The sequence below is a fragment of the Nonomuraea sp. AD125B genome (assembly GCF_041402765.1).
Classification (GTDB): domain Bacteria; phylum Actinomycetota; class Actinomycetes; order Streptosporangiales; family Streptosporangiaceae; genus Nonomuraea; species Nonomuraea bangladeshensis.
This window is the reverse complement of sequence record NZ_JBGLOU010000002.1, coordinates 93,678-113,176: the sequence shown is the minus strand read 5'-3', so window position 1 is coordinate 113,176 and position 19,499 is coordinate 93,678. Positions and strand designations below refer to the sequence as shown.

The following is a 19,499-nucleotide window of genomic DNA, read 5'->3' as shown; positions in this document are numbered from 1 at the left end:
ATGAGAATCAACAAGGCCGCGCGGCTGCTCGCCGCCGCGGTGGTCGGTGTCGCGCTCGCCGGCGCCGGCCTGGCCGGTCCCGCCGTGGCCGAGGACGATCCCGAGGACGGCATCGACGTGTCGGTGACCATCGAGCCGGGCACCACTACCGGTCAGGTGTCCATGACCGTCGCCGACAACGGCGGGGTGGCCCTGCAGGAGAGCGGCTCCAACGCCGCCGCCCGCCAGTTCGTCGGCACCCTGCCGACGGTCACGGTGACCGACACCCGCGATCCCGGGACGATCCCCGACGGTGACTTCTGGGCGGTCGTGGGCCAGGCCGGCGAGTTCACCGCGACGGACGGCTCCGCGCCGCCCATCGGCCCGCAGTACCTGGGCTGGCGGCCGCGGCTGCTGAGCGACTCCTCGACCGGCGCGGTCGCGGCCGGCGAGCCCGTCTCCAGCGTCATCTCCGACGGCTCGGGAGCACCGACCGTCGGCCTGCAGGGCCAGGAGCTGCTGGTGTCCACGGCGAACTCCGCCGACGAGATCGGCACCTGGGAGGTGAACGCCGACCTGGCGCTGCGCACGCCCACCGACGTCGCCGCCGGCGAGTACCACTCGACCCTGACGCTCTCCCTGTTCAACCAGTCCTGAGCCATTTTCCGGGGCGCGGGACGCCATCGCCGCCCGGGACCCTGCGGGGTTCCGGGCGGCCACGACGACGAGACTGGAGACATCCTCTGTTGACCATCAACCGTGCGCGAGGCGTCCTCGCCCGCCTCGCCGTCCTCGCCGCCCTGCCGGCCGCCGTCCTGGTGGGGCCGGCGGCCCCGTCGCACGCCGACACCACCTGGTCGGTCGTGCCGGCCAACGCGGGCGGGCCCGACGGCCGCAGCGTCATCGACCTCGAACTCCCCGGCGGCGGGCAGGTGGTCGAGCACGTCGCGGTCATCAACCGCTCCACCGAGCCGGTCGAGTTCGGGATCGACGCCAACGACGGCTACCTGACCTCCAAGGGCTACTTCGACATGCGGCCGTCGGACGTCGCGCCGGTGGACGGCGGCTCGTGGATCACGGTGCCCGAGAAGGTGACCGTCGCCGCCGGTGCCACTTCCGTCGTGCCGGTGACGGTGTCGATCCCCGGCAACGCGACGCCGGGCGACCATCCCGCCGGAGTGACCGCGTCCCTGGAGACGGTCTCCGGGCAGGTACGGGTCCAGAACCGGGTGGGCGTCCGCCTGAACATCCGGGTCACCGGCGACTACGTCGCCAAGGTGGCCGTCAGCGGGGTGCGGGCGGAGTACACGGGCTCGTGGAATCCCTTCGTCCCTGGGACGGTCGAGGTGACGTACACGGTGGCCAATGCCGGAAATATCCGGCTCGTCAGTGACAACCGGGTGCTGTCGTCCACGCTGTTCACCGAGAACTCCTGGAGCGACCCGTCGGCGGCCAGGGCCAGGGAGCTCATGCCGGGCGGCAGCCGTACGTACGTCGCGCGGGTGGTGGGGGCCTGGCCGCTGGGGCCGGTCCGTACGACGGTCGTGGCGGTGCCCTCCCTCGCCGGTGCGGCGGCGCCGGGCGTCGCCGTGCGGCCGGCGGAGGTCGCCACCACGGTCTGGGCGCTGCCGTGGCCGCAGCTCGGCCTCGTCGTCCTGCTCGTCCTCGCCTTCTTCGCCCTCCGGCTGAACGCCGCGCGGCGCCGCAGGCGCATCGAAGAACTGATCAGGCTCGCCCGTGAGGGCAGGTCGCAGGAGGCGTGAGTCCCGTCACCCGCCCTCAGAGGTGGCGGCCGTCAACCGGCCCGGGCGCCGGCATCGAATCGCAAGGGAGCCATGTTCCATGAAGAAGGCATCGGCCTACGTCCTGACCCTCCTGCTGTCCTGGGCCGGACTGGTGCTCGGCGCACCGGCCGCCCACGCGCACGGCGGGCCGATCAAGCTGGAGGTGACGGGTGACGGGGCCGACAACGTCAACGTGCTCGTGACGTACGAGAAGGACGGCCATCCCGTCACCGAGATCGTCGCGGCGACGCTGACCGCCACCTCGTCCGACGGCCGTGCCTTCGGCCCGGTCCCGCTCCGGTCGGCCGGCGAGGGCCAGAACCTCTACCGCTCCGCCGAGCCGCTGCCCAGCGGCGAGTGGCGGGTGACGGTGAGGGCGACCGAGCCGGCCAAGGCGAAGAAGACGGTGAAGGTGAAGGCCGGCGTGGTCGCCGCGCCGGTGGCGGCGACCACGCCGGCACCGGGCCCGACCGCCGCGCCCGCGCCGGGCTCGACGACCGCGCCCGCACCAGGTACGACGACCGGTCCCGCACCGGGTCCGACGGCCGCCTCCGCTCCTGGTCAGGCGTCCGCACCCGCCCACCTGCACGAGGCCGCGGCGGGCGCGGCGGGTAAGACGGACGGGGACGGCGCGATGGGGAGCGTGCTGCGGATCGGCGTCATCGTCCTCGCGGCGCTCGCCGCCCTCGCGGCCTGGCTCGTCCTGGCCCACCGGCACCGGCAGACCCGCCCCTGAGCACACGCCCCCGCCGCTCGTGTCAGCGTGTACCGCTTCGAAAGTCGTCGCAGGGTGCTTGACCTGCAGCCTCCCGGTGCAATTGGTTCGACCGGCGCTCGCTCCTCGATCGCCGCTGCGACGAGGTCGGCTGGGTCCTCTTCCAGCCTCCTGGCCACGGTCAGGTAGATGTCGGTGGTCGAGGACTGCGCGTGGTTGAGCATCTCCTGGATCTTCTTCACACTGACGCCCGCTCCGCGACGACCGCGTGGCTCTGCTCCGGTCCTGGCCATCTCTGACCAACTGCGGTACCGAGGCCGCGGCCAGAGCGGGATCCTCGCCCTGAACGTCAACGCCGGCGTGTCGGCAGGTCCAGCAGGGTGATCGAGTTCGCCGGGTACGTCGCAGTGACCCGGCCCTGGCGCACCAGGAGATCGTCACCGCGCACGATCGAGCCGAGATCGGCCGGGCCGTAGGTGAACCGCTGCGCCTTGGCGTTGCCGTGCAGTCCGGCGATCGACAACGGTGCGGTCAGCTCACCGCCGGTCTTGTTGATGACCATCAGGGTCAGCGCCTTGTCGCGGGAGCGTTGCGCCCCATACACCGCCAGCTGCCCCTGATCGCCGCTGGCCGCCGACACGCTCACGTCACCGAACCGGCTCCCCGCACCGTCGTAGTTGCGATACATCCGGAACGCGTAGGCGCCGGGCTGGGTCGGCTGGGGTTCGCCCCAGATGGTGGCGAGGTCGAGGCCCTCGCGCCCGAAGATGCCGAGAACGTCGGCCTGCGCCAGGGCGCCGTTGATGTCGTCCAGTGCGCCCCAGTTGTACTCGGTGATCGCGGTCTTCGTCCCGGGGTAGTACTGCGCGACCCAGTCCTTCATCTTGCGGATGAACTGCAGTGGCGGCGCGTTCACGCCCGAAGGGCCGATCCAGGACTCCTCGACGTACGTCGGGTCCCACAGCGAACGCGTGGAGCGCAGCCGCCACGCGTTCGACTCGGGGTCCTTGCCGCCGTTGATCTGCGGGTAGTAGTGCTGGTCGAAGTAGTCGAGCATGCGCTTGCCGCCGTGCGTGTCGCTGTAGTCCTTCATGTTCTTCAGGAACCACTGCGACAGGTTGAGCCCGCCGTGCGCGGCCGCGTCGGCGCCCGGCGCGCACCCGTCCACCCCGGACGCGACCCACTCGCAGTACCCCCAGCCGGACGGGCCGAGCACCGCCGCGCTCGGGTCGGCCGCCTTGATCGCCGCGGCGGTCGTGGTGCTCTTGCCGCCCAATTCGTCGTAGGAGACCGCCTCGGGGTGCACGTCGCGGTGCGTGGAGCTCCACAGCACCGGCTCGTTGTCGAGCTCGTAGATCGGTACGCCGCCACGCGCCGCCGTGCCGAACTGGCTCACCAGGTGCGACACCATCTCGCCGGTGAACGCGGCGTCCGCCGGGATCGAGGTGTCGGTGGGCACCGCCCCGGTGAGGTCGGCGTTGCCGAGCCGGCCGTTGCCGCAGCCGGCGTCCCACGGGTCGAAGGCGTCCTGTGCGGGGAACCGGGCGGCAGGGAATCCGCAGGCGAACGGGTGCTGGGCGGGCGAGTCCTTGGCCACCCACCCGCTCATCGGCACGGTGACGACCTGTTTGCTACCGCGGTCCCGGCTGGTCTTGACGTACGCCTCGACCGTGTTGTCGGGGCCGGCGACGATGTTCTCGAAGTACCAGTCGCTTCCGGTGTTGTAGGTGTGGTTCTTGAAGTTGTAGCGGGTGGTCGTGTTGCCGCCCCAGCGCGTCACCGGCAGGCCGATCTCGGCGGCGAACGCCGGGTCGGCGCCGTTCATGCCGTAGATGTCGGGACTGATCGGGTGCCGGGGGGCGGACAGGTCCACCGACAGCGCGGGCCCGGCCGCGGCCGCCGCCGGCTGCAGGGACGCCTGGGCGGTCAGCGTCCCCACCACGAAGGACACCGCCACGCCGAGGGTCGCGGCCGGTCGCAGCGTCCGCCGTCGTCGAGTATCCATCGTCGGCGCTCCCGTCATCCGTTTATGGTCAACAATCGACGAGCGTGACCAGCTGCCTTACGGGTGTCAAGGCGCTGCTGTGGCGTCCAGCGGGTGCTCGGCTCCAGTGAGGGGTACGTTTCCTGGTCAAGCCCGTCAGCGGCTTGTGAACGACCCGGCTGCGGTTCCGGTGGCGGCCTGAAAGTTGCAGAGCCGGCTGCTCGGACGGCAGGGGAACGCGAGCTGGGGGCGAGCGGAGGTTTGTGCTGAGGAGTTCACGAGCCCGTCGCCTGAACACCCCGCGCAGTGAGGTGGCACGGCAGCCGAGTGCTGGTGGCGCCAGGCAAGGCCCATGTTCCAGCGGTAAAGGCCGCCGAGAGCGTCATCGCCACGGGCGTGAGCGTCCCTCGCTGAGATCACCAGCCTGCTGGTCCCGACGACGGCCGCCGTTGAGTCTGGCATCTCGCCTCGGGCCGCTGGCGTTACCGCAAGGCCTCCGGCGAAATCAGTCCAGCCTCGATGGCGGGCGGGAACGGCGGCTCATGTGGTCGTCAGGGCCGAACTCCACCGATCGAGCAGGAGTGCGCTTGCTCGCTGGACGTCCGGGAGGCGGGTGGGGTCGGCGAGGGTACCGCGCAGGAGGAAGTCGGCGATCTCGCGGGGGAGGGTGTCGGGGTCCGGGGACGGGTCGGTGCCGCGGTCGCGCATGGCCTCCAGGATCAGGCCGCTGATGGCCCGTCGCACGAAATACGGGCCGCCGACGATCTGGAGTTCCCCGCTGTCGATGGCCTGCGCGACCAGTTCCTCGGTGAGGCGGTGCAGCTCGTCCCTTCGTGTCGCCTGGACGGCGAAGTCGGGAAGTTCGAGGACATCGTCGTTGTAGAGGCCGCGAGTGTCGTAGGGCAGGACGAGGATGGCGTAGAGGTCGGCTTGCAGGTAGGCGTGCAGCCGCGCCGCGGGGGAGCCCTCGGCGGCCAGGGCCGTGCGGAGGCGTTCGAGGGCGGGAAGCAGGTCCGCGTCGAGGAGTTCGGCGAGGATCTCGGCCTTGCTGGCGAAGTGCCGATAGAGAGTCGGCTGGCGTACCCCGACGGCGTTGGCGATGTCGCGGGTGGAGGTCCCGTGGTAGCCGCGCACGGCGAAGAGCTTGGACGCCGCGATGAGTGCCCGCTGGCGGGTGACGCCCTCCGGTCCGCGTACTGCCATGTCCGTCCTTTCCTTGCCGGGGTCACCGTACCGGGTGGCCGGAGTAACGCGTCCGTCAAGTCTGGACTGCCTCTTGCCAACACAAGCTATCAATCTATAGCTTTACCGCTCAGTCGATGTTCGACCTGCTAGGAGGTCCGTTGTGGCCATCACACAGATCCAGGTCCTCGTGCCGGCCGGATTCGACGGCTGCCGGCACACGCTCGGACCCACCCGCAAGATCTTTGTCGGCGTCTCGGCTCGATGAACTCCGCGGCCTTCGGGGGGCCGGGCCGCCAGGTCCGGTGAAGGCCGTCTCCGCAGATTCAGTCCGGAGCCGTCGAGGACGGCTCGCAAGGAAGGCACCATGGACATGCCCCATCCCCCTCAGCACGAACTGCGCCGCGACGTCGTCAGCGCCCGGCACCTGGTCTTCTTCGTCGTGGCGGCCGCCGCGCCGCTGACCGTCTCGGCCGGCTTCCTGCCGCTCGGATTCCTGGTGGGCGGGACAATGCTGCCCGCCGCGTTCGTGATCGCCGGAATCGCCTACGCGATCTTCGCGGTCGGCTTCACCGCGATGAGCCGCCACGTCACCGACGCGGGCGCGTTCTCCGCCTACATCGACAAGGGGCTCGGGCGGACGGCTGGATCCGGGGCCGCGATGGTCGCCTGGGCCGGCTACACGCTCGGCCAGATCGGCTTCGCGGCCGCATCCGGCTTCTTCGCCTCGATCTTCCTGGAGACGTACCTCTCGGTGAGCATCCCCTGGGGGGCTGTGCGCGACGGTCATCGCCCTCCTGGTCACCGCCATCTCGTATGCGAAGATCGACCTCGGCGCCCGGGTCGCGGCGGTCCTGCTGATCCTGGAGATCAGCGTCCTGGCAGTCTTCGCGATCGCGGTCTGGATCCAGGGCGGCCCCGAAGGCGCCCCCTGGTCCGCGTTCGACCCCGGCTCCTGGCAGGTGCCGGTCCTGGGCGGCACCTTCCTTGTCACCTTCCTGGTGTTCATCGGCTTCGAGCAGACCGCCGTCTACAGCGAAGAGGTGCAGGACGCCGGCACAGCCGTGCGCAAGGCCACCTTCTGGGCCATCGGCCTCCTCACCGTCATCTACCTCGCCGCCGCGTTCACCATCCTCATGGCGGTCGGCCCGAGCCGGCTGCTGGGCGTGCTGAGCGGCGACCCCTCGCAGGTCGTGTTCGACCTCAACACCTCCTTCGTCTCCTCGGTCATGACCGACGTGATGCAGCTGCTGGTCATCACCAGCTTCGTCGCCGGTGTCATCGCGCTGCAGAACGCCGGCTCGCGCTATCTGTTCTCCATGTCCCGGCGCGGCCTGCTGCCCGCATTCCTGTACGGCACCAGCGCATCCGGCTCCCCGCGCGCAGCGGTCCTCCTCCAGGGCGGCCTGGTGACCGTCGCGCTGATCGGCTTCGGCCTGTCTTCGCTCGACCCGTATACGCAGGTCGTCACCTGGACCAACGCGCCGACCCTGTTCGCCGTCCTCGCGCTGCAGATCGCCACCAGCGTCGCGGTGATCCGCTGGCTCGCGACACGCGGCGCGCGAGAAAGCCTGTGGGCGCGCCTCATCGCCCCCGCCCTGTCGGTGATCATCCTTGGGATCGTGCTGTACCTGGCGGTGGCGAACATGAGCCTGCTCACCGGGATCGGCGCCATCGGCAACGCCCTCATCATCTCCCCGCTCGTCATCGCGTTCCTGGTCGGGGCCGTCCGCGGACGCATGACCACCGGCCGCAGGCAGGAACACCTCGCGCCCGAACAGCTCTGAAAGAGGACCCTCATGAGTGATCAGCTACCCGCCGCCGTACGCACCGCCCCTTCGCAGAGCCCGGCGCCTGCCCCGCGGTATGCCTGGTCCATTCCCGGTTTCGTGGTGGAACGGCCCGGGATGGGCGGCCCGGAGGCCTGGTGTTACACCGACAGGTGGACCTACTCGCCGGGAGAGGAGGTCCACGTTCACACCCACACCACCGCCGAGACGTACACGCTCACCCTGGTGCGCGACGGGCTCACCCCAGAGGTCGTCTGGTCCGCCATCGGTCTGCCCGGCCGGGCCCACCCGACCCCCAGCGACGCCTACGCCGTCGGCTGCGGCTGGCCCGTCGCGCACACCTTCACCATCGACCAGCGGTGGAAGCCCGGCTTCTACATCCTGATCATCGGCATCGAAGTCGACGGACGTCGCCATGAGCGTGAGCACTTCCTGATCGTGCGCAACCCCGAGCCCGGCGTACGGACCCCGTACGTGCTGGTGCTGACGACCAGCACGATGACCGCCTACAACGACTGGGGCGGCGCGAACGCCTACCGCGGCCTCGGCGACGACCCCTGGACCGACGTGGCCGGCCCGCGCCTGTCCGTCCAGCGGCCGATCGCCCGCGGCATGATCCGCAAGCCGGACGAGGCCCCGCGCAGTTCCAACCCCGACACTCCGCCGCGCGGCGCCCTGCCCCGCCACCCCGCTTATGAGTGGGCGCACACCCACGGCTACTCCCGCCACCACGCCGATGCGTTCTGGGCCACCTACGAGCGGCCTTTCGCCTTGTGGGCGGAGAAGGAGGGCATCGAGTTCGACGTCCTCACCCAGCACGACCTCCACCAGGACCCCGGCTGCCTGACCCCCTACGCCTGCGCCATCTTCGTCGGCCACGACGAGTACTGGACCGCGCAGATGCGCGACAGCGTCGATGCCTTCGTCGACGGCGGCGGCCACCTCGCCAGGTTCGGGAGGAACTTCCTGTGGCAGGTCCGGCTCGAAGAAGACGACCAGGTCCAGGTCAACTACAAGGTCCCGCAGGACGACCCCCTGTTCGACAGCGATCCGGCCAAGGTGACCACCGCATGGGACTGGCCCCCCATCGACCGTCCCGCCGCCGCGACCATGGGGCTCACCGGCCTGTCAGGCACCTACAACCGCTACGGCTCGGCGATCTCCCGCTCCAGCGGCGGCTTCACCGTCTACCGGCCGCGGCACTGGGCCCTTCAGGACACCGACCTCGGTTACGGCGACGTCTTCGGCGGCGCGCCCATCTGCATCGCCGCGTTCGAGCTGGACGGCTGTGACTACACCTTCCGGCGCGGTCTGCCCTTTCCGACCGGCAGCGACGGAACGCCGGACAACTTGGAGATCATCGCCATGTGCCCGGCCACGTTCGGCGAGGAGGACCGGTGGAACGGACAGGTGCCGCTCGGCGCCCCCATCACCGAAGTCCAGGGCATTCTCGGGCTGCTGTTCGACCCGCTGCCCGACCGGTTCGACGGTGAGGCGTACGGCTCCGGGATGGTCGCTGAGTTCACCCGGGGCAGAGGCGGCGTCTTCTGCGCCGGGACGACCGAATGGGTCAACGGCCTGCGCCTGCACGATGAGTTCACCGAGCAGATCACCCGCAACGTGCTGCGCCGCTACGCCGTCCGCGGCTGACCCCGGCCGCATCGCGCTGATCGCCGAGGCCGCAGCGCGTGGACAGGTCGGGCTGGAACTGGTCAGCGTGGACAGCCCGTACATCGCCGGCTGGAGACTCAAGCCCGGCATCGACGGCCCCATCCGGGTGGCTTGCACCCGCACGCCACCCGGACTCCCGACGCGCTGATCCGGGACCTGGCCCGATGAGGCGCCCGAGCCGGACCCCTGTCGCCGATGTGTCAGCCCTTGAAGGCACCGTCCATGATCCCGGCGACCATGCGCCTGCCGACGAAGACGAACAACACGAGCAGCGGCAGCGTGGCCAGGAACGAGCCCGACATGGCCAGGCCCAGGTCGACCACATAGTTGTTCTGCAGCGCCTTGATCGCGATCTGGGCGGTGTACATCTCGGGTGACTTCAGGACGATGAACGGCCACAGGAAGTCGTTCCAGGCGGTGACGAACCCGAGCAGCCCCAGCACGAACGCGGCCGGCCGCACCAGGGGGAACGCGATCCGCCAGAAGATCTGCCAGGTGGTCGCCCCGTCGATGCGCGCGGCCTGGAGGATCTCGTCACTGATGGTGGTGGACAGGTGCTGGCGCATCCAGAAGATGCCGAACGCGCTGGCCAGCCCCGGCACGATGAGCGCCTGCAACGTGTCCACCCATCCCAGCGACGAGATGATCATGTATTGCGGGATGACGGCGAGCTGGGTCGGCACGGTCATGGTCAGCACGACGACGAGGAACAGCGCGTTCCGGCCGCGGAAGCGCAGCTTGGCGAAGGCGAACCCGGCGAGCGAGCACAGCACGGCGTGCCCCACGCCGATCGAGCCGGCCACGATGACGCTGTTGATGATCGAGCGGACGAACGGCACGGTCGAGAACACCAGCCCGGCCAGGTGGAAGAAGTTCCCGCCGGGGATGATCTCCGGCGGCATCCGGGTGGCGGCCGCGGTGTCCGTCGTGGCCACCACGAACATCCAGTACAGGGGGAACACGCAGGCCAGCGTGGCCACCGCGAGCAGCAGATAGGTCCACCAGCGGACCCTGTCGGCCTTCTTCATCCTCGCTCCGGACGGATTCGCGTGGACAGGACATAGTTGAGCGACGCGAGGGCGATGATCAGTACGAACAGGGCCACGCCGATCGCGGAGCCGTAGCCGAACTGGAACTGGCCGAAGCCCTGCTCGTACAGGAAGAGCGTGAGCGTCTGGCACTGCCGGACGGGCCCGCAGGTCAGCGGCGAGGTGGTGGTGACGAGCAGCGGCTCGGTGAAGATCTGCAGGCCGCCGATGGTGGAGGTGACGATCGTGAACACGATGACCGGGCGCAGCGACGGGATGGAGATGTGCCGGAACTGTTTCCAGGCGCCTGCGCCGTCCACCGCCGCGGCCTCGTAGATCGTCCGCGGAACGGCCTGCAGCGAGGCCAGGTAGAGCAGGGTGGTGTAGCCGAACCAGCGCCAGGCCACCATCACGGCGATCATGGCGTGGCTTCCCCACCCCGACTGCAGGAAGTCGATCGGCCCGACGCCGACGAGCCCGAGCAGCCAGTTGAGCAGGCCGTAGTCGCGATCGAACATCTGGGCGAAGACGATCGTGGTGGCCGCCACCGAGGTGATGTACGGCACCAGCATCGACATCCGCCAGAACAGCGCGAGCCGCAGCCGCGCATGGTTGAGCAGGTGCGCCAGCAGGAGCGCGACCAGGAGCTGCGGCACGGTGGACAGCAGCCAGATGCTGATCGTGTTCCAGGCCGCGTTCCAGAACCGGGTGTCGCCGAGCAGCCGGGTGAAGTTGTCGAAGCCGACGAAGACGTGCTCGCCGATGGGGTTCCAGTCGAACAGCGCGACGTAGAACGTGAACAGCAGCGGGACGAGGCCGAAGATCGCGAAGATGAGGAAGAACGGGGCGATGTAGGCGTACGGCGCCAGCCGCTCGGACCAGTTCTGCCGCACCTGCGTCTCGGACTCGGACTCGGGTCGTGCCTGCGGCGGGCTGACCGTCGTCGTCACGTCACTTGCCGATCGAGGTCTTGATGTTGGCCAGTGCCGTGTCCCACGCCCTGGCCGGATCGCCCTTGCCCTGCTCGACGTTGGTGATCGCGTTCAGGAACTCCTGGCCGATGGCGGCGCTGTCCGGGCCGATGAGGAAAGGCTTGAGCCCGAGCAGCGACTCGGTGTAGATCTTCCCGGTCGGCGCGTCGGAGAAGAACGGGTCCTTGCGGCCGAGGAGCTTCGGGTCCTGGTAGGCGGACGGGGTGGTGGGCAACGCGCCGGAGTCGACGAAATGATCGAGCTGGCCCTGCGGCGACTGGGTCTTGGAGATGTAGTCCCAGGCCGCCTTGGGGTTGGCCGCGCCCTTGGGAATGGCCAGGTAGCTGCCGCCCCAGTTGCCGGCGCCGCCGGGGATCTTGGCGACGTCCCACTTGCCCTTGGTGTCGGGGGCGTTGTTGCGGATCTGTTCGAGCAGCCACGACGGCGCGGAGATGACGGCGTAATCGCCCTTGCTCATCGCCGCGCTCCAGCCGTCCTCGAAGGAGCTCAGCTTGGCGGTGATCCCGGCCTGCGCCGTCTTGATCGCCAGGTCGAACGCCGTCTTGACCTGGGGGCTGGTGGCGTAGACGACATTGCCGGAGGGGTCGTAGTACTTCTGCGGCCCCTGGTTGACGGCCTGGTAGAAGACGCTGGTGGCGGCGTTGTCGACGAACGCCTTGCCGGTCGCGGCGGTGTACTTCTTGCCGGTCTCGATGAAGGCGTCCCAGGTCGGCCAGAGCTTGCTCACCTCGTCCCGGTCGGTGGGCAGGCCGGCCTGCTTGAATAAGTCGGTCCGGTAGGCGACGGCCATGCCGCCGACGTCGGTGGGAATGCCGATGATCTCGCCGGCCCTGGCCGTGGACTGGCTGATCACCCAGTCCAGGTAGTCGCTCTTGATCTTGTCGGCGCCGTACTGGCGCAGGTCCTGGAAGTTCTGCGGCTGCTGGACGAACTTGGGCAGGTCATCCCCCTGGATGAGCACCAGGTCGGGCACCTTGCCCCCGGCCAGCGCCGTGGTGAGCGCCTGCGCGGTCTCCGTCGAGCCGCCCACCTCGGTGAGCTTCACCTGCACGCCCGGATTGGCCTTCTGATAGTCCTCGACGGACTTCTTCTGGTTGATGCCGCTGAACGACCAGAACTCGAACGATTTGCCGTCGCCCGAGGGCTGGGCCGAGCCGCCGCCGCCTCCGCAGGCGGCGGTCAGAGCGAGAGCCGCGGCGAGCACGACCGGGGTGGTTCTACGGAGCTTCACGGGTGATCTCCCCCTGGAGGTCGGGAGCGGCGGGAGGGGACAGGCGACACGATTCCGAAACTTTTTCGTAATAGTTTCGATCGTTGCTGCCGGACCATATTCGCGAAGGTCGAAATCCGTCAAGAACCTCGGTGAAAGTACGCCGTAACGTGGCAGGCCGAGGACCCGGACCCGGGTCAGGACCGCGGGACGGGGCCCGTCGAGTCGCGGACGCTGAGGGTGGTCGCCAGCTGGAGGTGCCGGGAGGCGGGCTGGACGCCGTCGGCCATGCCGAGGACGGTCTCGACGGCCATCCGGCCCATGCCGACCAGGGGCTGCCGGACGGAGGTGAGCCTGGGCGTGGTCCACTCGGTCTGCGGCGTGTCGTCGAAACCGGTGACCGACAGCTCGCCCGGCACGGAGATGCCGAAGTCCTTCGCCGCGGCGAGGACCCCGACGGCGATCTCGTCGTTGCCCGCGACGATCGCGGTCGGCCGCTCGTCGAGCGCGAGGAGGTCGCGCCCGTGCCGATGCCCCGCCTCGACGGAGAAGGCCTCATGGCGGATCAGCGCGCCGTCCGGCGCGATGCCGGCCGAGCTGAGCGCGGCCTGGTAGCCGTGGAAGCGCTCCAGCGAGGGGGCGGAGCCGATCGGGCCGCCGATCCAGCCGATCCTGCGGTGGCCGAGCTTGATGACGTGCTCGGTCGCCGAGCGGCCGCCCGCCCAGTTCGTGGAGCCGATGCTGACGAGGCTCGACTCGGAGGTGTCGATCGGGTCGATCGGGTCGATCGTCACGACGGGGACCATGAGCTCCTCCGCGGCCAGCAGCAGCGAGGCTGGCACGGCGATGGCGAGCGCGATGATGCCGACGACGCCGGCCGCCTTCTCCCTCTCCATCCAGGCGCGGGCCGCCGTGGGGGTCGTGGCGGCCGCCCCGTCGGACGGCAGGCGGAGGAGCAGCTCGGCCTGCGCGGAGGTCGCGGCCACGAGGATGCCTTGAAGCACCGTCCCGGCGTAACGGGACTCCACGATGTCGAGCACGGTGACGAGGGTGCGGCCCCGGGTCTGCTCGTGCCGCGCCGCGGTCGGCATGTAGCCGATCTCGGCCATGGCCTCCAGGACGAGCTCGCGCGTCCTCGGCCCGACGTCGCTGCGGCCGTTGAGCACTTTCGAGGCGGTCGCCAGGGAGACTCCGGCCATCCGGGCGACATCCGCCAAGGTGACGCGCTCAGAACGACCTCGCGATCGCATGAGGATTCCCTCCCGGGGCTCGAAACTCTTTCGAACCTACCACGAACCCCTTTTCTCCAGTTGCATGCGTTGACATGGCACAGATGCGGCACCTACTGTCCTCGCAGCACCGAACAAGTTGCGAAATATTTTCGGAACTCAACGCGAGGGTTGAGACCATGGACGCTTGCAGATCCTCGATCCACATCGACGGCGAGGCACGCGACGAGAGCGTGCTCCCGCACGTATGGAGCCGGTGTGTCGGCGCCGGGCGGGCCAACGAGGCGCTGCGCGCGGACTGGCAGCGGCAGTTCGCTGAAGCGGTCGCCACCGCCGGATTCCGGTACGTCCGTTTCCACGGCATCTTTCATGACGACATGTTCGTGTACCGGGAGCGGTACGGCGGCGGTTTCGGCGAGGACGCGACCCTCGCCTCGCCCGTGTACACGTTCAGCTACGTCGACAAGGTCTTCGACTTCATCCTGGAGTGCGGGGCCCGCCCGTTCGTCGAGCTGGGCTTCATGCCGCGCGATCTGGCGACGGTGACCGAGACGCTGTTCTGGTGGGGCGCTCACTGCAGCCCGCCCAAGGACGCGGCGCGCTGGGTCGAGCTGGTGACGAGGTCGATCGAGCACTGGATCGACCGGTACGGCCTCGACGAGGTGCGGGAGTGGCGCTTCGAGGTGTGGAACGAGCCGAACCTCGTCCCGCATTTCTGGACCGGGACGAAGACCGAGTACTTCGAGCTCTACGAGCAGACCGTCCGGGCGATCAAGAAGATCGATCCCGCGTTGCGGGTGGGCGGGCCCGCGACGAGTGTCTTCGTTCCCGACGACCGCTACAAGGGCGAGACCGAGGACCGCTCCGCGATGCTCGCGACGGCCACCGCCGCCGACGTGGACGCGCTCGACTGGCGCCCGGTGTGGATCGAGGACTTCATCTCCTGGTGCGCGGAGCGCGAGCTGCCGATCGACTTCATCTCGACCCACACCTACCCCACGGACTACGCCTTCGGCGCCGACGGCCAGGCGGTGCAGATCACCCGGTACGCCGACGCGACCTTCGACGACCTGACCCTGCTCGGCGAGCTCGTGAAGGACAGCGCGTATCCCGATGCGGAAATCCACGTCACCGAGTGGTCGACGTCGCCGTCGAGCCGCGACTTCATCCACGACACGCTGTTCGCGGCGACCTACATCACCCGGTCGTACCTGAAGTGCGCCACCCTCGCCGACTCGATCTCCTACTGGGCCTTCACCGACGTCTTCGAGGAGGGCGGCGCCGGGATCGGCCCGTTCCACGGCGGGTTCGGCCTGGTGAACGAGGCCGGCATCCACAAACCGGCCTTCCACGCGTTCACGATGCTGGGACGGCTCGGCGACCGGCTGCTCCTCGCCACGCCCGACGGCGTCGTGACCCGGGACAGCCGGACGTCGGCCGTGTCGGCGGTGTTCTTCAACTACCCCGAGGACATGGCCTTGAGAGGCCTCAGCTCGCAGGGCTCCTACGCCGCGACCCGCGCGCTGGCCGACGTGGGGCCGAGCCGCAGGATCCGCCACGCGATCGGCGGCTTGGAGCCCGGCACCACCTTCCTCGTCGAGATCCTGGACTGGGAACACGGGAACGCGGCCGAGGCCTGGTACCGGCTCGGCTCTCCCCTCAACCCGTCCCGCGCCGAGAGCGAGCACCTGCGCAGGGTCGGGGACTCGCTCCTCAGGTTCACGCTGACCGTGCCCGGCACCGGCGTTCTGGACCTCGATGTCGAGCTCGCTCCCTGGGGCGTGATGTCGCTGAGGCAGTCGTCCTGACGTGATCGTCTGGATGTGCCTCCTCGTCTCCTCCGACACCGGGCCTCTGCCAGTGAGCGCCTCGAAGGCGTGCCTGGCGGCGTCGATCGAACGCCCGGAGAAGATCGCGGAAGAGAGAAGCCAGGTGCCGCTCTTCGCCGGATCGAGGGCACCCGGCCACCGGATCCCCGGCCCTCCTCCGCGGCCTCTGCCGCCCGCCTCTCACCGCCAGAACCCCGCTGGAGCGCGGCCTTGACCTGGAGCGCGCTCCAGTTCCTAGCCTCGGTCCCACCGGAGATCGACGACAGGAGGACTCGCGTGAGGACCGTACAACTCGGCCGCACCGGCGAACAGGTCAGCCGGCTCGCCCTGGGCTGCATGATCATGGGCACCGTCACGCCGGAGGACGAAGCCGTCACGATGCTGGACCGGTACGCGGAGGCCGGCGGCACCTTCCTGGACACCGCCGACTGCTACGCCTGGTGGGAGCGCCGGGGCAGTCGCGGGGGAGAGAGCGAGGAGCTGATCGGCCGCTGGCTGGCGAGGTCCGGCCGGCGCGACCAGATGTTCCTGGCCACCAAGGGCAGCGCGGTCGTACGGGACCTCGACGCGGTCTGGGCCGGCGGCCGTCCGGACTGGGACGTCGCCTACCGCACCTTCGTCGGGGCCGGGGCGAAGACGTTGCGCGAAGCGATCGACGGCAGCCTGCGCCGGCTCGGCACCGATCACGTAGATCTCTACTACGTGCACGTCGACGACCGGGCCACGCCCCTGGAGGAGACGCTGGAGGCGCTCTCCGGCATCGTCCAGGCCGGCAAGGCCCGCTACATCGGCTGGTCCAACGTACGGACGTGGCGGCTGGAGCGCATCCGGCAGTTGTGCGCCCAGCACGGGTGGCCGGCGCCGGTCGCGCTCCAGCAGCAGCACTCCTACCTGCGGCGCCGTGCCGGGCTACGGCACGCGTCCATCGTGGACGACGAGCAGCTCGACTACCTGGAGACGCACGACGACCTGACCCTGGTCGCGTACTCTCCCATCCTCAAGGGCATCTACGACGACCCGGGCAAGCGGCGGGGCCACGGGGCGATGGACCCGTACCAGGGCCCGGACGCCGAGGCCCGGCTCGCGGCGGTCGCCGAGGTGGCCGCGGAGGTCGGCGTCACCCCGAACGCGCTGGTCCTGGCGTGGCTGATGCACCAGAGCTCGCCGACGATCGTGCCGCTGATCGGGCCCCGCACCCTCCAGCAGTACGAGGCCGCGCTCCCGGCGCTCGACGTCAAACTCACGGACGAGCAGCTCAGCCGGCTCGACGCGGCCGGCGCCTGACGCGGGCACGGCCCAGCCTCCAGTTCGGCGCCGGCGCTACGGCCGGGGTCGGCACGCCGAGCGTCTTGGCGAGTTGAGGCACAAGGCGGAAGCGGGCGGTGTGGTAGTGGATGGCCACCCTGCCCCTGCCGGTGCGCGGCACGGGGAGCCCGCGGGGGCGGCGCAGGTGGACATTGCCACCTATGGAACGACGGGCGTCGAGCGGGCCCTGTCCCGCACGGTCGGCCCCCCCTGCTCGAACGTGACGCTCATGCGGTGGTCGTCCTCGGGTAGTGCGGGCGCAGAGCGGCGGCGGCGACGCGGTCGAGCATCCGGTCCGGCAGTACCCGCGACAGGCGGGTGAGCAGGGCCGCGTCCCGGCCGATGGTGTAGCGCGTACGAGGCTTCCTGGCGGTCACGGCCTTGGCGATCACCCGGGCGGCATCCTCGGCGGACGAACCGCCGGTGGTGCCGGCGGCAGTCAGCGCCATGACCGCCTGGATCAACGGCCCGTAGCGATCCCGGTGTTCCGGTGACATCGCCTCGGCCAGCCGGCCCGTGGTGGCGATGCCCCGGTCGCCCATCTCGGTGCGGACGCCACCGGGTTCGACGACCACCACCCGCACACCCAGCGGCGCCAGTTCCCGTCGCAGCGCGTCGCTGACCGCCTCCAGGGCGAACTTCGTGCCCGCGTAGGGGCCGAAAGTGGCCATGGCGACCTTCCCGCCGACCGAGCTGATGTTGACCACCCGGCCGCAGTGGCGCAGCAGGTCGGGCAGCAGTGCCTGGGTGACGGCGACGTGACCGAACAGGTTGACCTCGAACAGCCGGCGCCACTCGTCGAGCGGCAGGGCTTCGATCGGGGCGTTGACGGAGATGCCGGCGTTGTTCACCAACGCCCGCAGCGCACCTGCCTGCGCGTCGACGCGGGCGGCAAGCTCGGCGATGTGGCCGGGCTGGGTGATGTCGAGGATGACCGGCTCGACGCCCGGGGCGCGGAGCGCGTCGGCGTCCTGGACGCGGCGGACGCCGGCGAGGACGTGAAATCCCTGACGGGCCAGCTCGCGGGCGGAGGCCGCGCCGATCCCGGTCGACGCTCCGGTCACGACAACGCAACCACGGGTGTCCCGCGAACTTTCAGATGACTTTGTCACCTTGATGACGATAGGGAGCCCCGGATGACAGTGTCAACTGTAGAGTGGTGGGCATGGTCAGCCGAGTGGAATCCGCTGCCGCGACGCGGCGCGCCTTGCTGGATGCGGCCGCCGGTCTGCTCGACAGCGGCGGTCCGGGCGCGGTGACGTTGCGCGCGGTCGGGGCGCGCGCGGGAGTCACTCGTGGGGCGCCGTACCGGCACTTCCCCGACAAGGACAGCCTGCTGACCGCCGTAGCGGCCGAGGCCCTGGACCGGCTCGCGGATCAGGTACAGGCCGTGCGCGCCGATCCGCGGTTGTCCCCGGCCGACAAGCTGCACAGGGGCCTGTCCGCACTGATGACGGTCGGCCGCCGTCAACCGCACCTGTACCGGCTGATGTTCGCCTACCCGGCCGGCGACCCGGCCGCGATCCACGCTGCGAAGCAGGCGGGCGATCGCGCGATGGACGAGTTCCTTGGCATCATCGGCGGTGTGGTCGGCGCAGAGCACACCCGCCGATTCGCGCCGCTGCTGTTGACCAGCGTGCACGGGATCACAGACATGGAGGTCAACGGACACTTGTCCGCGGACAAGTGGCACATCACGGCCGAGGAACTCGTCACGACCTTGGTAGCCATGATCGACCGGCAGGCCCACAGCGGGTAGCCGTGCGACGGGCGGCCATGCGTTGCTCCCGTTGTCACGCGAGTTCTGCCTGCCGGACTGGGGCTGCTCGCCTGCCTCGGCCCGCTCCTCCCGAAGCCCCTCATCGTGGCTGCGAGCGTGATCGGTCGGCCGCGCCGGTCCTCGTCGGCGTCTTCTCCCCGGCCACCGGGAACAGAGCCCGGCGTACGACATCGTCGGGCTTGTCGACCGCGGCCGTCGCCAGCTTGAAGCGTGGACCAGGGCGACCAGCAGGTCGACCAAACCGCGAGCAGGTGCGGACCCTGGAGCCGGCGCCGCGCTCTCCGCATCTGCTGCACGACCACACGGTCGAACGGCTCAAGCAGGTGTCCGGAGTGCAGGGCGCTGACGGCCCGTCGGAGAGCGGTTCGATCTCGGACGCTGTTGGCGGCCAGTCGGCCGGAGGGCCCGCGCTCAGGTCGGCGGCGACTGCGGCGATCCGACGACGAGGGCGAGTGGTCGCGCATGTGGCTGTCGGACCCCGACGTGCCCGGATCGTGGACCGCCGTCACCTGCCGGCCGGGCTCGCGGATCTCGGTGCAGCAGGCCGGCGAGCGGCCGCTGTGGGACGAGGTGCTGCGCGCGTACGCCCGGTGGGTGGAGCTGGGCGCGCCGTCCTGGCGGGGCTCCGGCGTCACCGTGAGCGGGCAGGGCACGAGCGTGTGGCTGCACTCGCCGGACAACGCGCTCCCCGGCTGAACCGGCCGTCAGGTCGTACGGTCGAGCGGCGTGATGCGGAGCCCGCCGCGCGCCGTCGTGCGGACGGCGGGCGACGGGCTCTCTGGTGGAAACGTGCCGTTACGGCGCTCAGCAGGGGCCGAAGGAGCTCAGCTTGTCGTTGGTGTCGCTGCCGATGTTGGACGTGGAGCGCCCGGCCCCGACCGGGCCGAGAACCAGCGTGCCGTTGTTCACGCGCCAGAACATCTTGTTCCTGAAGTTGGTGTCGGCGTAGATGCAGATGTCGCGGTTGGTGCGGTTCCAGAACGAGCTGGTGTGGTCGTTGATGTTGAAGCCGAACGGCGCG

The 19,499-nt window shown here is 69.9% G+C and carries 17 protein-coding genes; 9 read left to right on the top strand and 8 right to left on the bottom strand.

What is annotated here, in order from left to right; genetic code table 11:
- The 3 genes from ACBR40_RS05365 (at position 1) to ACBR40_RS05355 (ending at position 2,499) form a co-directional block, all read left to right on the top strand.
- Positions 1-636 carry a hypothetical protein gene (locus tag ACBR40_RS05365; RefSeq protein WP_344207166.1) on the top strand — a complete coding sequence of 212 codons (636 nt, stop codon included), beginning with the start codon at positions 1-3 and terminating at the stop codon, positions 634-636.
- Between the two features lie 89 nt (positions 637-725).
- A complete protein-coding gene (locus tag ACBR40_RS05360; protein ID WP_371247659.1) occupies positions 726-1,742 on the top strand; it encodes a hypothetical protein in 1,017 nt (338 codons plus the stop codon).
- Positions 1,743-1,821: 79 nt separating this feature from the next.
- A complete protein-coding gene (locus ACBR40_RS05355; RefSeq protein WP_371247658.1) occupies positions 1,822-2,499 on the top strand; it encodes a hypothetical protein in 678 nt (225 codons plus the stop codon).
- A 328-nt stretch (positions 2,500-2,827) separates the two neighbouring features.
- On the opposite strand, the gene ACBR40_RS05350 is transcribed toward ACBR40_RS05355, so the two are convergent.
- A complete protein-coding gene (locus ACBR40_RS05350) occupies positions 2,828-4,483 on the bottom strand; it encodes a glycoside hydrolase family 44 protein (RefSeq protein WP_371247657.1) in 1,656 nt (551 codons plus the stop codon).
- A gap of 519 nt (positions 4,484-5,002) precedes the next feature.
- On the bottom strand, positions 5,003-5,665 hold the full coding sequence (locus tag ACBR40_RS05345; RefSeq protein WP_371247656.1) for a TetR/AcrR family transcriptional regulator: 663 nt from the start codon (positions 5,663-5,665) through the stop codon (positions 5,003-5,005).
- A 752-nt stretch (positions 5,666-6,417) separates the two neighbouring features.
- On the opposite strand from ACBR40_RS05345, the gene ACBR40_RS05340 reads away from it, so the two are divergent.
- Positions 6,418-7,431, top strand: coding sequence for an APC family permease (locus tag ACBR40_RS05340; protein WP_371248334.1), 1,014 nt, complete (start codon positions 6,418-6,420; stop codon positions 7,429-7,431).
- Between the two features lie 12 nt (positions 7,432-7,443).
- Positions 7,444-9,084: a N,N-dimethylformamidase beta subunit family domain-containing protein gene (locus ACBR40_RS05335; protein ID WP_371247655.1), complete on the top strand. Its 1,641-nt coding sequence runs from the start codon at positions 7,444-7,446 to the stop codon at positions 9,082-9,084.
- A gap of 221 nt (positions 9,085-9,305) precedes the next feature.
- On the opposite strand, the gene ACBR40_RS05330 is transcribed toward ACBR40_RS05335, so the two are convergent.
- The 4 genes from ACBR40_RS05330 to ACBR40_RS05315 all read right to left on the bottom strand — a co-directional run bounded on the left by ACBR40_RS05330 (position 9,306) and on the right by ACBR40_RS05315 (position 13,585).
- A complete protein-coding gene (locus tag ACBR40_RS05330) occupies positions 9,306-10,133 on the bottom strand; it encodes a carbohydrate ABC transporter permease (protein WP_020545864.1) in 828 nt (275 codons plus the stop codon).
- Positions 10,130-11,083 carry a sugar ABC transporter permease gene (locus ACBR40_RS05325; RefSeq protein ID WP_364446761.1) on the bottom strand — a complete coding sequence of 318 codons (954 nt, stop codon included), beginning with the start codon at positions 11,081-11,083 and terminating at the stop codon, positions 10,130-10,132. The genes ACBR40_RS05330 and ACBR40_RS05325 overlap by 4 nt, the downstream gene beginning before the upstream one ends.
- A 1-nt stretch (position 11,084) precedes the next feature.
- Positions 11,085-12,356, bottom strand: a complete 1,272-nt coding sequence (locus ACBR40_RS05320; RefSeq protein ID WP_371247654.1) for an ABC transporter substrate-binding protein — start codon at positions 12,354-12,356, stop codon at positions 11,085-11,087.
- A 176-nt stretch (positions 12,357-12,532) separates the two neighbouring features.
- Positions 12,533-13,585: a LacI family DNA-binding transcriptional regulator gene (locus ACBR40_RS05315; RefSeq protein ID WP_371247653.1), complete on the bottom strand. Its 1,053-nt coding sequence runs from the start codon at positions 13,583-13,585 to the stop codon at positions 12,533-12,535.
- Positions 13,586-13,743: 158 nt separating this feature from the next.
- Between ACBR40_RS05315 and ACBR40_RS05310 the strand changes: the two genes are divergently transcribed.
- Both ACBR40_RS05310 and ACBR40_RS05305 read left to right on the top strand, forming a co-directional pair.
- A complete protein-coding gene (locus ACBR40_RS05310; protein ID WP_371247652.1) occupies positions 13,744-15,372 on the top strand; it encodes a beta-xylosidase in 1,629 nt (542 codons plus the stop codon).
- A gap of 297 nt (positions 15,373-15,669) precedes the next feature.
- On the top strand, positions 15,670-16,677 hold the full coding sequence (locus tag ACBR40_RS05305; RefSeq protein ID WP_371247651.1) for an aldo/keto reductase: 1,008 nt from the start codon (positions 15,670-15,672) through the stop codon (positions 16,675-16,677).
- A 248-nt stretch (positions 16,678-16,925) separates the two neighbouring features.
- Here ACBR40_RS05305 and ACBR40_RS05300 read toward each other — a convergent pair whose 3' ends face one another.
- On the bottom strand, positions 16,926-17,762 hold the full coding sequence (locus ACBR40_RS05300) for an SDR family oxidoreductase (RefSeq protein WP_371247650.1): 837 nt from the start codon (positions 17,760-17,762) through the stop codon (positions 16,926-16,928).
- Between the two features lie 101 nt (positions 17,763-17,863).
- Between ACBR40_RS05300 and ACBR40_RS05295 the strand changes: the two genes are divergently transcribed.
- Together ACBR40_RS05295 and ACBR40_RS05290 are read left to right on the top strand one after the other, a co-directional pair.
- The gene (locus ACBR40_RS05295; protein ID WP_371247649.1) at positions 17,864-18,457 is read left to right on the top strand and encodes a TetR/AcrR family transcriptional regulator; all 594 of its coding nucleotides are present in this window, start codon (positions 17,864-17,866) and stop codon (positions 18,455-18,457) included.
- Positions 18,458-18,940: 483 nt separating this feature from the next.
- Positions 18,941-19,174, top strand: a complete 234-nt coding sequence (locus ACBR40_RS05290) for a hypothetical protein (RefSeq protein ID WP_371247648.1) — start codon at positions 18,941-18,943, stop codon at positions 19,172-19,174.
- 108 nt (positions 19,175-19,282) lie between these two features.
- On the opposite strand, the gene ACBR40_RS05285 is transcribed toward ACBR40_RS05290, so the two are convergent.
- Positions 19,283-19,499 (bottom strand): peptidase inhibitor family I36 protein (locus tag ACBR40_RS05285; RefSeq protein WP_371247647.1); only part of this gene is annotated, 217 nt, incomplete at its 5' end.